The sequence below is a fragment of the Rossellomorea sp. LjRoot5 genome (genome assembly GCF_964253455.1).
Lineage (GTDB): Bacteria > Bacillota > Bacilli > Bacillales > Bacillaceae_B > Rossellomorea.
Genome location: NZ_CAXUQN020000001.1, coordinates 617,477 through 633,553, shown reverse-complemented (window position 1 = coordinate 633,553; position 16,077 = coordinate 617,477). Strand labels below are relative to the sequence as shown.

Annotated in this window: 14 protein-coding genes and 1 tRNA gene; 1 reads left to right on the top strand and 14 read right to left on the bottom strand. The window is 41.3% G+C overall.

What is annotated here, in order from left to right; translation table 11 throughout:
* Window positions 1–4 precede the first annotated feature (4 nt).
* The 10 genes from gpmI to ACSQ2E_RS03035 form a co-directional block, all read right to left on the bottom strand.
* Window positions 5–1,540, bottom strand: coding sequence for a 2,3-bisphosphoglycerate-independent phosphoglycerate mutase (gene gpmI / locus ACSQ2E_RS03080; protein ID WP_435989296.1), 1,536 nt, complete (start codon window positions 1,538–1,540; stop codon window positions 5–7).
* Window positions 1,533–2,297, bottom strand: a complete 765-nt coding sequence (gene tpiA / locus ACSQ2E_RS03075; protein ID WP_435989295.1) for a triose-phosphate isomerase — start codon at window positions 2,295–2,297, stop codon at window positions 1,533–1,535. Before tpiA ends, gpmI begins: the two co-directional genes overlap by 8 nt.
* A 61-nt stretch (window positions 2,298–2,358) precedes the next feature.
* Entirely contained in the window at window positions 2,359–3,543 is a 1,185-nt protein-coding gene (locus ACSQ2E_RS03070) for a phosphoglycerate kinase (RefSeq protein WP_435989294.1), read from the bottom strand.
* A 182-nt stretch (window positions 3,544–3,725) separates the two neighbouring features.
* A complete protein-coding gene (gap, locus tag ACSQ2E_RS03065; protein WP_435989293.1) occupies window positions 3,726–4,733 on the bottom strand; it encodes a type I glyceraldehyde-3-phosphate dehydrogenase in 1,008 nt (335 codons plus the stop codon).
* A 55-nt stretch (window positions 4,734–4,788) separates the two neighbouring features.
* The gene (locus ACSQ2E_RS03060; RefSeq protein WP_435989292.1) at window positions 4,789–5,808 is read right to left on the bottom strand and encodes a sugar-binding transcriptional regulator; all 1,020 of its coding nucleotides are present in this window, start codon (window positions 5,806–5,808) and stop codon (window positions 4,789–4,791) included.
* A gap of 149 nt (window positions 5,809–5,957) precedes the next feature.
* Entirely contained in the window at window positions 5,958–6,203 is a 246-nt protein-coding gene (locus ACSQ2E_RS03055; RefSeq protein WP_061809793.1) for a glutaredoxin family protein, read from the bottom strand.
* 186 nt (window positions 6,204–6,389) lie between these two features.
* Window positions 6,390–7,730 (bottom strand): RNA polymerase factor sigma-54, encoded by a 1,341-nt coding sequence (gene rpoN / locus ACSQ2E_RS03050; protein ID WP_435989291.1) that lies wholly within the window; start codon window positions 7,728–7,730, stop codon window positions 6,390–6,392.
* Window positions 7,731–8,050: 320 nt separating this feature from the next.
* Entirely contained in the window at window positions 8,051–8,650 is a 600-nt protein-coding gene (locus ACSQ2E_RS03045; RefSeq protein ID WP_435989290.1) for a 3'-5' exonuclease, read from the bottom strand.
* A 542-nt stretch (window positions 8,651–9,192) separates the two neighbouring features.
* On the bottom strand, window positions 9,193–10,908 hold the full coding sequence (locus ACSQ2E_RS03040) for an RNA-directed DNA polymerase (protein WP_435989289.1): 1,716 nt from the start codon (window positions 10,906–10,908) through the stop codon (window positions 9,193–9,195).
* Window positions 10,909–11,518: 610 nt separating this feature from the next.
* Window positions 11,519–11,590 (bottom strand) — tRNA-Arg (locus ACSQ2E_RS03035).
* 588 nt (window positions 11,591–12,178) lie between these two features.
* Between ACSQ2E_RS03035 and clpP the strand changes: the two genes are divergently transcribed.
* Complete coding sequence (clpP, locus tag ACSQ2E_RS03030; protein WP_098439082.1) at window positions 12,179–12,775, top strand: ATP-dependent Clp endopeptidase proteolytic subunit ClpP; 597 nt, start codon at window positions 12,179–12,181, stop codon at window positions 12,773–12,775.
* Between the two features lie 113 nt (window positions 12,776–12,888).
* Here clpP and ACSQ2E_RS03025 read toward each other — a convergent pair whose 3' ends face one another.
* The 4 genes from ACSQ2E_RS03025 to rapZ are packed head-to-tail and all read right to left on the bottom strand — an operon-like array spanning window position 12,889 to window position 16,034.
* Complete coding sequence (locus ACSQ2E_RS03025) at window positions 12,889–13,146, bottom strand: HPr family phosphocarrier protein (RefSeq protein WP_435989288.1); 258 nt, start codon at window positions 13,144–13,146, stop codon at window positions 12,889–12,891.
* 27 nt (window positions 13,147–13,173) lie between these two features.
* Window positions 13,174–14,121 (bottom strand): DNA-binding protein WhiA, encoded by a 948-nt coding sequence (whiA, locus tag ACSQ2E_RS03020; RefSeq protein WP_034764240.1) that lies wholly within the window; start codon window positions 14,119–14,121, stop codon window positions 13,174–13,176.
* Window positions 14,122–14,181: 60 nt separating this feature from the next.
* Complete coding sequence (locus ACSQ2E_RS03015; protein WP_435989287.1) at window positions 14,182–15,144, bottom strand: gluconeogenesis factor YvcK family protein; 963 nt, start codon at window positions 15,142–15,144, stop codon at window positions 14,182–14,184.
* Window positions 15,141–16,034 (bottom strand): RNase adapter RapZ, encoded by an 894-nt coding sequence (gene rapZ / locus ACSQ2E_RS03010; protein WP_435989286.1) that lies wholly within the window; start codon window positions 16,032–16,034, stop codon window positions 15,141–15,143. The genes ACSQ2E_RS03015 and rapZ overlap by 4 nt, the downstream gene beginning before the upstream one ends.
* Window positions 16,035–16,077 lie beyond the last annotated feature (43 nt).

Here is a 16,077-nt window from a genome sequence, read left to right as displayed (position 1 = left end):
CTCCTTATTTTTTAATTAATGATATTCCAGTCATTTCGTCTGGTTGATCGACATTCAATATATCTAACATGGTTGGGGCAAGGTCGCCGAGTTTTCCACCGTCACGAAGCTCAATTCCTTCTTTTGTCACGATGACAGGAACAGGGTTCGTTGTGTGAGCCGTCATTGGCTTGCCTTCTTCGGTCAGTACTTCATCTGCATTCCCGTGGTCTGCTGTAATGATGGCTGTACCGCCTTTTTCAGTGATGAGGTCGATGATCTTCCCTAGACATTCATCCACTGTTTCAATTGCTTTGATCGTTGGCTCAAGCATGCCTGAGTGACCAACCATATCAGGGTTGGCAAAGTTCAGGATGATGGCATCCTGACGATCTTCACGAATCTCTTCAAGTAGTGCGTCCGTTACTTCGTACGCACTCATTTCAGGCTTCAAGTCATACGTTGCCACTTTAGGAGAATCGATCAGAATCCGTTTCTCACCAGGGAATTCCGCTTCACGTCCACCGCTCATAAAGAACGTAACGTGTGGATATTTCTCTGTTTCGGCGATGCGCAATTGCTTCAGTCCGTTTTGAGAAAGGACTTCGCCAAGGGTGTTATCAAGGTTTGTTGGTTTGAAGGCAACAAATCCATTAACCGTTTCACTAAACTTTGTTAAGCATACAAAGTGAAGATCTTTCGGTGATTTATCCCCACGTTCAAATGAACGGAAATCTGCATTCGCAAATGTATTCGAAATTTGGATGGCACGGTCCGGACGGAAGTTGTAGAAAATGACGGCATCTTCGTCTTTAATCGTTGCAACCGGCTCTCCGTTTTCTTTTGTAATAACAGATGGAATCACGAACTCATCATGGATTCCATTTTCATACGAATCATTTACCAGTTCGATTGGATCCTGATAGCTTGGGCCTTCACCATATACCATGGCACGGTAGGATTTCTCCACCCGTTCCCAACGCTTATCGCGGTCCATTGAATAGTAACGACCTGAAATCGTCGCGAATTGTCCGACGCCGATTTCCTTCATTTTTGCTTCAGCGTCTTCAATATACTTCTTCGCTGTTTGAGGGCCGACGTCTCGACCGTCAAGGAAGGCATGGACATACACATCTTTCATTCCTTCTTTGGCCGCTAAACCAAGAAGGGCATAAAGATGCTCGATATGACTGTGCACTCCGCCATCCGAAAGCAGTCCGAAGATATGAAGATTCGTGCCTTTTTCTTTTGCATGATTGATGGCATCCAGGAATGTGGTATTCTGTTCGAATTCCCCTTCACGGATGGCCAGGTTCACACGCGTCAAGCTTTGGTACACGATACGTCCTGCACCGATATTCAAGTGACCCACTTCGGAGTTCCCCATTTGACCTTCAGGGAGTCCCACAGCTTCGCCACAGGCAGTCAGTTGATTATGAGGATATTGATTCCACAGGCGGTCAAAGTTCGGCTTGTTTGCCTGAGCGACCGCATTTCCTTCTTTCACATCACGGAAGGCAAAGCCGTCCAGGATGATTAATGCTACTGGAGACTTACTCATTGTTACTAGCACCTTCTAACAATTGAAGGAAGCTTTGTGGTTCAAGGCTTGCTCCACCTACAAGGGCACCATCGATATCAGATTGAGCCATGTATTCTTTGATGTTAGCAGGCTTTACACTACCGCCGTATTGGATGCGCACGGCATCTGCCGCTGTTTCAGAGAATTCTCCTGCAACCACTTGACGGATGTGGGAACATACTTCGTTCGCATCTTCCGCAGTAGACGATTTACCAGTACCGATTGCCCAGATTGGCTCATAAGCAATGACCGTTTGTTTCACTTGATCTTCAGAAAGACCTGCAAGTGCTTTTTTCACTTGAGTTCCGACAAGTTCCTTTGTTTCATTGTTTTCGCGTTGTTCTAGTGTTTCACCTACACAAACGATCGGTGTTAAACCGTGTTTGAAGGCAGCAAGAGTCTTCTTGTTCACTGACTCATCTGTTTCGTTGAACATTTCACGACGTTCAGAGTGTCCAAGGATGACATATTGTACACCTAAGTCAGAAAGTGCTACAGGACTTACTTCTCCTGTGAACGCTCCGTTCTCTTCAAAGTGCATGTTTTGAGCACCTACAGCCACTTTAGAATCCTTTGTCAAGTTCACTAGGGTTTCTAAAAATAGGGCTGGTGAACAAATGACAGAATCTACTACTTCCTGATCAGGCACTAATCCTTTTACTTCTTCAGTAAAGGATTTAGCTTCTCCAAGCGTTTTGTTCATTTTCCAGTTACCTGCAATAATTGGTTTACGCAATGTCCTCATCCTTTCTGGTTTTCAAATCGTTTCAGCAAAATTGTTGGTCTTTGAGAAGCGATTATTTATCGTTTAGAGCCACTACTCCAGGAAGTTCTTTTCCTTCCATGAATTCGAGTGATGCTCCACCACCTGTGGAAATATGACTCATCTTATCAGCATAGCCAAACTTTTCAACGGCTGCTGCAGAGTCACCGCCACCGATAACAGAATATGTATCTGTTGCATCGGCTAACGCCTCCGCTACGGCTTTCGTTCCGTTTGCAAATGTTTCTAATTCGAATACACCCATCGGTCCGTTCCAGATCACAAGCTTAGAATCTCTGATCGTATCCTGGAATAGAGCTCTCGTCTTAGGTCCGATATCAAGCGCTTCCCAATCTGAAGGGATCGAATCGATGTCCACTTCTTTCGTATTTGCATCATTTGAGAAGTCATCAGCAACGACTACATCAACAGGCATAAGGAATTTAACGCCTTTTTCTTCTGCTTTTTTCATGAATTGCTTCGCTAAATCAATTTTATCTTCTTCAAGAAGGGATTTCCCTACTTCATGGCCTTGAGCTTTCACGAATGTGTAAGCAAGTCCTCCGCCGATGATCAGGTTGTCCACTTTATCTAACAGGTTGTCGATGACACCGATTTTGTCTTTGACTTTCGCTCCACCGACGATGGCTGTGAATGGGCGTTCAGGGTTGGATAGGGCTTTTCCTAATACGTCAAGCTCTTTCTCCATCAGAAGTCCTGCTACAGCCGGAAGGTGTTTCGCCACTCCTTCAGTAGAAGCATGTGCACGGTGAGCAGCACCGAACGCATCGTTCACATAAAGGTCAGCTAGCGCTGCGAATTCTTTCGCAAGCTCAGGGTCATTCTTCGTTTCACCAGGATAGAAGCGAACGTTTTCAAGTACAAGAACGTCACCTTCAGACATGTCGCCGATCTTTGATTGAACAGCGTCACCATAAGCTTCGTCTGCTTTGACTACGTTTTTCCCGAGAAGTTCGGAAAGTCTTTCAGCCACAGGTGTCAAGCGCAGTTCTTCCACCACTTCACCTTTCGGACGGCCTAAGTGACTAGCCAGAATGACCTTTGCTCCGCCGTCTACTAGATACTTGATCGTAGGGAGAGCAGCTTGAATGCGGGTTTCATCTGTGATTTTGCCTTCTGACATCGGTACATTGAAGTCCACACGGCAAAATACGCGTTTTCCTCGTACATCGACATCTTTAATCGACTTTTTGTTCATCGTGAAAGGCCTCCTTTGGTTTTCAATTTCTACATCTTTTTCAAAAAAATAGAAACAACAACAAGAAAAGGGAGAGGGGAATCTTCCCCGCTCCCCTTTATCACATCTTCATTATAGATGGTGGGACAAAATTTATCCATCAATCACCATGCTAATGATGTCAATTTACAAAACTTTATGAATTAAAGTCCTTTTGAAGCGATATAACCAGCTAGGTCTACAACACGGTTAGAGTATCCGCTCTCGTTGTCATACCAAGAGATGACTTTCACCATGTTGTCTTCTAGAACCATAGTTGAAAGTGCATCGATTGTAGAAGAAGCAGGGCTGCCATTGTAATCAGTTGATACTAAAGGCTCTTCGCTGTAAGCAAGGATTCCTTTAAGATCGCCTTCAGAAGCTTCTTTGAAAGCGGCATTAATGTCTTCAGCTGTTACGTTCTTATCAAGTTCAGCAACTAAGTCTACTAGAGAAACGTTTGGAGTTGGAACACGAACCGCTCCACCGTTCAATTTCCCTTTAAGCTCAGGAAGTACTAGAGATACAGCCTTCGCAGCACCTGTAGTTGTTGGAATCATGTTCTCAGCAGCTGCACGTGCACGACGGTAATCTTTATGTGGTAAATCTAAAATTTGTTGGTCGTTTGTGTAAGAGTGGATCGTTGTCATCATTCCACGCTTGATTCCGAATTTATCGTTAAGAACTTTCGCGAATGGCGCTAAGCAGTTAGTTGTACAAGATGCGTTAGAGATAACGTCGTGGCTAGCCGCGTCGTATTTATCTTCGTTAACACCCATAACCACTGTAATGTCTTCATCAGATGCAGGAGCAGAGATGATGACTTTCTTCGCACCAGCTTCGATGTGCTTCGCTGCGTCAGCACGTTTTGTGAAACGGCCCGTAGATTCAACAACGATATCTACATCAAGATCTCCCCAACCAAGTTGAGCAGGATCGCGCTCTGCCAATACTTTTACTTTCTTACCGCCAACTACAAGGTAGTCACCGTCAACAGTTACTTTCTCTTGAAGAGTTCCGTGAACTGTATCATATTGTAAAAGGTGAGCAAGCATGTTTGCATCAGTTAAGTCATTAACTGCTACTACCTCTACGTCGTTATTTTTAAGTGCTGCACGGAATACATTACGTCCGATACGTCCAAATCCGTTAATACCAATTTTTGTTGCCATGAATAATTTCCTCCTTTAGATAGTTAAGGATGATTTTTTTATATTTCAAAAGGGCTTACCCTTTTAAAAGCTCTCTCGCTGCTCCTTCATCCGTGATGAGCACGGTTTTATGAGGAGCACCCTTCATATACGCCCGAATCGCTTTCGCCTTCGAGCTGCCGCCAGCGACGGCGATGACGTTCTCAATGTGACTAAGATCTTCTAATTGCAGGCCGATCGTCGGCACCTTATGTACCACTTCACCTGCTTCGTCAAAATAATAACCAAATGCTTCCCCGACGGCATGACCCCTGGTGATTTTCTCGAAATCTTCGTCCGTGGTCTTTCGTCTTTCAGCCATTGTAATAGCATCTCCAATTCCATGGAGAACCATGTTAGCCGATTTGATCAGATTAAGAACCTCTTTGATCATCGGTTCTTTCAAAAAGGATTTGTATACTTCTTTACTAACCTGATCCGGCACATATAAAACACGATGTCGCGTTCCTGTGTGCTCGGCCATCTTGGCACAAATGGTATTGGCCTGGTTCTTAACGTCCTCTCCAATTCCACCCCGTGCAGGAACAAACAAAGTTTCATCAGAGAAATCAGGTGTCAGCCTTTCTGCTACGGCTGCCATCGTCGAACCTCCAGTCACAGCGATGATAGTATTCCCTTTAAGTCGGCGTTTCATACTAGCAGCTGACGCACGCCCCAATTCTTCTTTTACCCAAGGAGACTCATCACTATTCCCAGGAACGATTACAATTTGATGAAGATTTAGTAACGATTTTAATTCCTGTTCCATTACGTTGATTCCGGAAATCTCTCTCATCATGCTTTCAAGATTCTCTAAAAGCTGGATACCCTCTTCCGTCATGATCATCCCGGAAGTTTTGATATCAATGAGATCTTGATTATTCAAAAACTCCACTTCACTTCTCAGCACGCGTTCGGTCAGGCCCATATTCTGAGCAAGACTTCTGCGTCCGACAGGCTGCATGAACCGGATGGAACGTAGAATTTGATGCCTCTTTTGCATAACTTCAAGCAGGTCAGGTAATAATCGCTTTTGTATGTCAATTAAAGATTCCATAATTAAAAGCTCCTTCAAATGAAGTGCGCGGATGCGTTGGACTCATTCAGTCCCGCATAGACATATTATGTCCCACTACCTCCAAAAAAAATTCATCCCTGCTTTCAAGATTCATTTTATCAGGGTATGAATCGTAATTCAACTAGAAACTATCGGGTTTTTTCATGTAAACGCTTGCTGAGCGTAAAATAATCAATCTGCCCATACTGAAGGATTTCCCCGTCCAGTTCCACGACCGGGATCATCAGTCCGAAACGTTCCGTGAGGTCATCGCTTTTATCGATGTCCTCTTCTTCAATGGAAAAGCCCATCTCATCCTGAAGAAGTTTCAGGGTGATTTTTGCGTCTTCGCAAAGGCCGCATTGGGTTCGTGTGTAGAAAATCACTTGCTTCATATTGTTGCCTCGCTTTGTTTAGTTGTAGGTAGCGTCAGGTTGATTTTTTATCCTTGTACCTGGTACAATCGTGCATTCGTGTACCTGGTACAAAATGGCTTCGGTGTACCAGGTACAAACCGGCTTCGGTGTACCAGGTACAAACTAACTATTTTGTACCTGGTACAATCTCCATGCAAAGATCCTCTATTCATACCTCTTCCTCATCGTCGAAGAAGTGATCCCCATTTGATCACGGTATTTGGCGATGGTCCTTCTGGAAACATCATAGCCTTTATCCAAAAGTAGATTCACAATCTTCTGGTCTGACAAGGGCTTTTTCTTGTCTTCTTCATCAATTAGTTTTTGAAGCTCGTTTTTCACTGTCCGGGCAGACGCCGCTTCTGAATCCTCAAGTTTGACCGACTTTATTGCTGAGGTAAAGAAGTACTTCAACTCGAAGATCCCAAAGGGGGTTTGCATATACTTCCCCTTCACGGCACGGCTGATCGTCGATTCATGCACATCGATTTCATCGGCCACCTGCTTTAACGTCAGGGGCTGGATTGCAGATGGCCCTTCCAAAAAGAAAGACTTCTGTTTCTCAGCAAGCATCTTCCCCACTTTCAGGATCGTCTGTTTTCGCTGACGTAAACTTTGCAGAAGCCACTGGAAATCCTGCTCCTTCTCTTGAAGATAGGTTTGGACTTCCCTTTCAGGATGATGTTTCAAGAAATCAGTGTACTCTTCATTATAAGTGACGTTCACGGTAGTTCCATCATATAACGATACGGCCACGGTATGACCGTCGATCACATTCACCACAAGCTCAGGGATAATGTATTCAGCAATATGCTGTGAGTATTTCGATCCCGGCCTCGGGTTGCAGTGCTGGATGTAATCAGCAGCCTGTTGGATGTCTTTCAGTTCAACCCCAAGATCCTTGCTGATCGACTTCCACTTCTTTTCGGCAAAAGCTTGAAAATGATTGTTTATCATTGTCTTTACCAATGGGGGAACATCGGACTTCCGCTGCAGCTGAAGAGAAATACACTCCTGCAGGCTCCTTGCTCCGACGCCGGCCGGTTCTAATTCCTGCAACTTATTTATATAGTGATCAAGTTGAACTCTTTCAAAACCATGTTTTTGAAGGAAGGGTTCTTCATCTATTATTAGGTACCCATTGTCATCCAGGCTATATATTAATTCTTCCATTACCTTTCTATCCAAAGAAGTAAGCGATTTCAAATTTATTTGAACAGACAGCGCATCCCCAAGGGTTCTCGTTGGCACGGATACATATTCATACCAATCAACCGCAGGATCGGGATTGCCGGCATTTCGTTTATATGTATAAGGTTCTCGTTGATAAAGGGAGTCTTGTTTAGGCGGTTCTATTTGGATAAGGGGGTTCTCTAATTGCTTAGCTTCTAAATAAGCATTCAGTTCCATCGTAGAATATTGGAGGATGGTGATGGCTTGAGAAAGTTGTTGTGTCATTTGAAGTTTCAGTTGTTGATTTTGAAAAAGTCCTGCTTTCAAATTCATGATTACTAACCTCCCATTTATCTATTCTACAATAAAATTGGTGGTTCGTTAATGGGAATTCGTTGGTAGTATTATATATATGATATTTTCAAAAAAGAATGTGCTGGTTGATTTCCGCTGCAGGTACTCGCTTTCCGCGGGGCGTGAGTTGAGCCTCCTCGGGCTTTGCCCTGCGGGGTCTCAACTTTCCCGCTTTTCCCGCAGGAGTCGAGCACCTTCCGCTTCAATCAACTGTCAGAGTGTGGGTGTTCTCCGTCCATCTCAACACCATACTCTTAATATATTCAATAGAATCTGTAAAAAAAACGACTAAAGTTTAGTTATTTAGCAGATTTACTTACTAATGAAGAGCGATAGATGCCTTCGGACATTTCTCCGGGTTTAATTCGAGTTTTATTGTAGAGAGAATCAAAGTCCGTGATCTTGTACTCTTCTGCCAGCTTTAGCATTAATTGAGCGCATGCTTTTGCGTCATCTGCAGCATGATGATGATTATCTAATTCGATTCCAAAGTAATTGCACATAGACGATAGCTGATAGGCAGGAAGACCCTTCACCATTTTTCTGGACATTTGATAGGTGCAGAGAAATTGGTTGTATACGGGCTTCATTTCATAACGAGCTAAATTATCCCTCAAAGCGTATCCATCGAAGGAAAGATTATGAGCAATCATCAACTTGTTCTCTATTTTCCCCTTGATAGAATGATAGAAAGCATCGAACGTGATCGCGCCTTCAACATCTTGTGGTGTAATTCCATGTATGCTGATATTAAACCTATCAAATCCCTCTTCCGGATCGATTAATTGATAAATTGAATCAACAATTTCACCGTTTTCTACAAACACCATTCCGACTGAGCATATACTGTGTCTTGCACGATTAGCCGTTTCAAAATCAAAAGCTACAAAATCTTTCATACTAAGCCACCATCCCGGTTTTAGATTGTTCTTCTTTGCTATATCAACGAGTTTCCTCTTCTCTAATTCTTCTGCTGTATGGGGAAATAGATTCTACCAAAACCAATACATCTCAACACATAAATTTTTTATGTAACTTTCCTATATATATAACTCAAAACTGATCCTGCACTTCTTCAAAATAGGTATATTATATGATTATACAATATATAGAATTAAAACACCCTTAATCTTAGAATTGAAAAAAGATGCCTCCACAAATTAAAAACTTGCAGGAACACCTTCATATCTTTCAACTACGCTCTCGGAGGGAATCAAACATCTTAAGTGTATCCGTTGCACCATTTTCGTTTTATAAATCCATTAGGCGTCTTTATATCAATGGTGTATGTTTGAGTAATTTCGCATGTTATACCTATATATTATGATGATTGATCAAGTTCTTATTTTCAAACATTGAAAAAAGAACCTTTTACTAATGGATCGGGTCTTCAACATCCCAATAAAAAATTCCTTTATCTCAGTAACCTATTGAAATAACATTAATCCCCATCAATGAACCGAATTTTCATGTCGAGTAAAATCTTAAAAAACTTTGAAATATCTTGGTCACTATTTGCGTGTTGCCATACTACGTTAATCGGTGTATCAATTTTTCTCAAGTTATTCTGATTGAAAAATCTGGATTTTTGAACTCCATTATTGTAATTATTGTAGAGATAATTTTTATATTCCTTATATAAGTTTGTATTTTTATCTTCATGAACTCTAAAAAATAAATGATATTTAAAAAGCCAGAACTCTTCCTCCCAAGATGTTGAATTTTGAAGCTTTATTTCAATTAACTTAAATAGGTTGTCATCAATATTACTTGCATTTTTTATTAATATTTCTAATGCCAAAATCGAACTTAAATCATCCATATTTTGTATAACTTTTAATAATTGTTGTCTAGAACAAACTGTGAAAACATCTAGATAGAAAAATATAGTTAGTAATGAATATAATTCTTGACTGTAATTCAAATCAATATATAGATTTATATTTTCCTGAATTTGCTTTTTTATTTTATAAATTCCATATTTCAATTCATTTTCTATTTTTTCCTCTTCCAAAACATCTACAAATTCTAGATAATTTACTGACAAATTAGGTTTCATCAAAACTAAATTAAATAACTTATTTAACATAGGAGTTGTAAAAGTATCTTGATGTAACTGTCCTTTAGCTATACTATCTTTCAACGCCTTAAACATTAAGATTAATGAACCTTTATAACCTTCTCTTTCTTTAAAAATGCTCTCGTCAATAAAGTTATAAATTCTTTTTTGTTGAGTTTTAATTTTCTTTTCACTGTTTTCAAAATAGTCGAAGAAAAAAGCTAAATTGTTACCCTCTTTAAAGGGAAATGAGTCTACTTGATTTTTTTCAACTTTGATTTTTAAATTCAAACTATTTAGTTCCTTATTTAGATCCTTATAAAATTCACTCTTTTCACTTTCATAATTGTAAGGAAACTCAAAATCATCAACATACCTTACATATTTATATTCACTTAATTTCCCATCAAGCTTACACATATAAATTTCTGCAATTAATCTAGAAGCAAAGCTTCCTGTAGGTATACCATGTGTTTCCCCTATTTGACATTTTTGAATTAAAGCATCAAGTATATTATAGTATTTTCCTTTATCATTCTTATTCTTTTTCGCTTCAGTTTTACCTACTAAAATCCATGGAATTGAATGGGTATATATACTTGGATAAAAATTTTGAACGTCAGTTTTAAAAAGTCTCCTCTTTCCTATCCTGTTATCCTCACGCATAATTTTACCTGTTAAAAAGGAAGAACTATAAAATCCCTTTGAGATTGACTGATTACTTGAACCCAAAATTCCCATATATATATCTTTGTATTCTGAAAGGTGTCTACACAGACAAATATAAGAATAAATATTGGGGAGCTTATATATTCTCCTTTCATCTTCGTTTTTATAGATTGATAACTCGATAGGTACTGTTTCTTTTTTTGAACTGAAATTTACCTTTTTCTCTATTTCTATATATTTACCTTCTAACCCATTTGTATTAAATACCTTTTTAAATAACATATTCGATAATATATAATCTTCTTTATATTGTTTTGAATTGTATTTAAAATCAAAATAACCATACTTTATAAGGTAGCTTATTGAAAAGTATTTTCCAAATTTTATATTATTTATATACTTTTTTATCGAACCTCTGTTAATGGGCATTATCTTCACCTTTCTAAATGAACTTTTGTTCTATACCATTTCTTTTACACTTCCCTAATTATACCAACAACACTTAAATATATCGATTAAGGTCCAACCCGCTGCTAAGTTATAGACATAGTCTAGTTTCTTCTGAGTAGATAATTTCTTGAATTTAATTTTGTTAATATCAATAACATTCATATTGATACCAGCTCGATACATTAATTTTTCTATAAAATAAAAGGAGCTGTTTTATTTGGACGAGCAAGATAATAATGAATATGAAATTATAGATAGAGCTGGGAATTTAGCCAAAATAGGAAAAAACAAAAAATCATATATTGGCAATGTTGTGATTTGCAGAACAAATGTCTAAAAAATTCTTCTGCTGCTTCTTCGTTTGAAGAATCTTGTGTAACTGCAGAGATAGATTAGAAGGTTTGTTTGGCTAGAGAGATGGAGACCGATTTTCTTCGTTTGATGGGAATCACTCCTAAAATTACTTATAGGAACGATTTGAGGTATACGTGGTGCTTTTCGTTATTTATGAATGAACTGTACCCATTAAAAATGAGCATAAAAAAACCATCACGTTTGTAAAAAACGCAATGGTTTCAAAAATTTAGTACGCCCTCGGAGGGAATCGAACCCCCATCTCAAGAACCGGAATCTTACGTGCTATCCGTTGCACCACGAGGGCATGAAATGAATAACCGTCACGAATATATATTATAAGCCAGATATTACTTGTTTGCAATAGATATTATCGTATATGTCTTTTTTTACTTTCCAATTAATATCATTTAAAAGCGTAGTGGGGATTTCCTTGTAATTAGTTAATTCTAACAGGATTTGCTGTTACTCATTCTCTATCCTTTTAAAGGACCACAAAGTGGATTGAAGCGGAAGGCACTTGACTCCTGCGGGAATAGCGGGAAAGTTGAGACCCCACAGGGCAAAGCCCGAGGAGGCTCAACTCACGCCCCGCCGGAAAGCAAGTGCCTGCAGCGGAAAGAAACGGTCTTCAATTCTACACGATACTTTTCTAAGAAGGACCTTCTCTATATCTTGAAGAAGTGAGTGCTATCTCACATATAGGAACTCATAAACTTTACAAATAGCGAACTGTTTAAAAAAGGTATCAATGGGTATCATGTAGAAAGGATTTATATACAGGGTAATAAAGGAATCGTTTAGTTTGACCTTTATTGACCATGGGTGTATGATTACAATACAAAGTGAATAAGTAATTCCAACAAATAAAAAGAATTTCTAAGGAGGAACGAGGATGAATTTAATTCCTACAGTTATTGAACAAACAAACCGTGGTGAGCGTGCGTATGACATTTATTCACGTTTATTGAAAGACCGTGTCATCATGCTTGGAAGCGGCATTGACGACAATGTGGCGAACTCCATTGTAGCACAACTTCTTTTCCTTGAATCTGAAAATCCGGAGAAGGATATCTCAATCTACATAAACTCTCCTGGCGGAAGCATCACGGCAGGTATGGCTATTTACGATACGATTCAATACATCAAGCCTGATGTACAGACGATCTGTATCGGTATGGCGGCTTCAATGGGAGCGTTCCTTCTTGCAGCTGGTGCAAAAGGCAAGCGCTTAGCCCTTCCAAACGCTGAAGTGATGATTCACCAACCACTTGGTGGTGCTCAAGGTCAGGCGACGGAAATCGAAATCGCTGCGAAGCGCATTCTATTCCTTCGCGAAAAATTGAATCAAATCCTTGCTGATCGCACTGGTCAACCTCTTGAAGTGATTTCAAAAGATACGGACCGCGATAACTTCATGACAGCTGAAAGAGCGCTTGAATACGGATTGATCGACCGCATCATCACCCGTAACGAAATGGATAATAAATAAGAACCAAAAAACCCCCTTTCCAGACTCCGGGAAGGGGGTTTTTTTGTATCCTCTACCGATAGAAAAAGCCGATGACCACTCCCTGGTCACCGGCTTTTTCTGAAGTTGAACGTTTACGCCTCTTTTTGAACGAATCCTTCAAGGGCGTCGAGCGCTTCTTCTTCGTCGCTTCCGTCTGCTACCAATGTGATGGCAGATCCGGTGGAGATCGCTAGACTCATTAAACCCATGATGCTTTTGGCATTGACCTTCTTCCCATCTTTTTCTAAGAAGATTTCAGATGAGAAGCGGTTTGCCTCCTGCACGAATAATGCCGCCGGTCGCGCCTGAAGACCCGTCTTCAATTTCACTTCTACTTGTTTTTCCACCATAATCATTTCTCTCCCCTTTGTCCTTAATTAGGTATTGAGCTTTTCTCCCGCTCTTAACTTGTCTGCCAGCTGATCGATTTTCCGTAAGCGGTGATTGATTCCTGATTTACTGATCGTGCCGCCTGACACCATTTCCCCCAGTTCTTTCAACGTGACATCCTGATAGTTCACTCGAAGCTCTGCTATCTCCCTTAATTTATCGGGTAAAACCTGCAATCCTACATGTCTTTCGATAAACTTGATGTTTTCTACTTGTCTCAAGGCTGCACCGATGGTTTTATTCAAGTTAGCCGTCTCGCAATTCACCAGACGATTAACGGAATTCCTCATATCACGGACGATCCGTACATCCTCAAATCGAAGCAGGGCGTTGTGTGCCCCTATGATATTCAGGAACTCCGTGATTTTCTCCGCTTCCTTCAAATACGTAATGAAGCCTTTTTTCCGTTCAAGTGTCTTACTGTTCAAGCCAAAGGAATTCATCAGCTCGGACAACGCTTCGTTGTGTTCAGAATAAAGAGAAAAGATTTCTAAATGATACGATGATGTTTCCGGATTGTTGACCGAACCGCCGGCAAGGAACGCTCCCCGTAGGTACGAGCGCCTGCAGCATTTCTTTTTGATCAGATCTTCCGCTATATTATGGATAAAGGTGAAATGTTCACCCAGTATTTTCAGGTCCTCGAGGATCATCTTGGTATCTTCTTTGATTCGTACAATGTACACATTATTTTTCTTCAGCCGCATTTTCTTCCGAACCAGAAGCTCTACCGGGGTGTCGTACCCTTTTTTGATTAATGTATAGATTCTTCTGGCAATGGCGGCGTTTTCGGTTTGAATATTGACGACGAGCATTTGATTCGAGAAGGACAATGAACCATTCATCCGAATCAATGCGGAAAGCTCTGCACTTGCACAGCAATCCTTCACTTCAATATTAGTCAGTTCTTTTTTCGTTTCAGACGCAAACGACATCCCCATCACCTCCTAGCAAACGCTTGCACAACCTTTTACGCAGGAAATTTCCGTTGTATATCAGTTGGTTGATTCTTTCAAATAAGAATAAATAATATCCGCGACCTTCTCTGTGTTATGACGGACGAGATGATTTTCATAGGAAAGGATCTCTTCTGCGATCACTTCCAAGCCCATGGATTTTAATTTATCCACATCAAAATGAACGGGGCTTGCCTGCTCTTCATTATATCTTTCCTGTACCTCTTTAGGCACCTGTTTCTTGTTTACCAAGATATAATCAATGCTTGGAGTTTCTAAATGATCGTATAACGCCTTCACGTGGTCGCTCGCTGAATAATCCAGTGTCTCCCCTGCCTGGGTCATGATGTTGCAAATGTACATCTTTTTGGCTTCCGCCTGACAGACGGCTTCGCCAATTCCAGGGACAAGGAGATTCGGTAAGATACTAGTATATAGGCTTCCCGGTCCCATCACAATTAAATCGGCTTCTTTGATGGCCCGCAACGTTTCACCTAATGCCTTGATGCTGTCCGGCTTCAGGAAGACACGTTTGATCTTCTTGCCGGCTTTCGGAATGGCGGATTCCCCCGTCACGATCGTCCCATCCTCCATTTCAGCCTTGAGGATGACACTCTGGTTCGCTGACGGAAGTACCTTTCCCTTCACATTCAATACCCTGCTCATTTCCTGAATCGCATGGACAAAGTCTCCCGTAATGGAAGCAAGGGCCGCGATGATCAAGTTCCCGAGGGCATGACCGGAAAGTTCATTCGTCGTTTCAAATCGATGCTGAAACATTTGTTCAACCAGTGGCTCTACTTCCGACAGGGCAGCGAGGACATTCCGTATATCCCCCGGTGGAGGTATGTCCAGGCTGTCCCGCAAACGACCGGAACTGCCGCCGTCATCTGCAACGGTGACGATGGCCGATATATCAATCGGGTGTCGCTTCAATCCCCTGAGAAGGACCGGCAGGCCGGTCCCTCCCCCGATCACGACGACCTTGGGTGTATGTGTCATGTTGTTAGACCCTTTCTCTTCTGGATGTCTCGATGAGAAATTTTTGTTTGGTAGTCATTTTCGAAATGATGTCCAAGATACTCTGCTAACGCAACCGAACGATGCTGCCCGCCTGTACATCCAATGGCCACGACAAGCTGACTCTTCCCTTCACGCTTGTATTGGGGAAGCATGAACGAGAGTAAATCGGTTACTTTTTCGATGAATTTATTCGTTTCATTCCATTTCAACACATAGGTTGATACCTCTTCATCCAATCCCGTTTTCGGTCTCATATGATCGATATAATGGGGATTCGGGAGGAAGCGTACATCAAACACCAGATCGGCATCGATGGGAATCCCGTGTTTGAAACCGAAGGATACGACGTTCACCGTGAAGATCGTTTTCTTGTTCACCGAGAATTCCGTTAAAATCTTTTCCCTAAGTTCTCTTGGCTTCATGGTGGAAGTGGTATAGATCAGCTGGGCACGCCCCTTCAATTCCTCGAGGAGCTCCCTTTCCTGACGGATCCCCTCAAGAGGCAAGCCTGATGGAGCCAATGGATGTGAACGGCGTGTTTCCTTGTAGCGTCTGACCAGGGATGAATCATCTGCATCAAGGTAGAGGATCTGAGGCGATACCCATGATGTTTCCGCCAATTCATCCAATGCTTTAAATAGATGATCGAAGAATTCCCTTCCCCTGAGATCCATGACAAGGGCGACCTTATTCATTTTATTACCGGACTCTTTCATCAGTTCCAAAAATTTTGGCAGAAGAGTGGGCGGCAGATTGTCCACACAGAAGAATCCCAAATCCTCAAAGCTTTGAATGGCAACGGTTTTGCCAGCTCCGGACATACCCGTTATGATGACCAATTGAACATCGTTTGCAGAACCTGTACTCATGCTCTTCCCCCGCTTTTCTATCGTAATATTCTATATAAAAAGT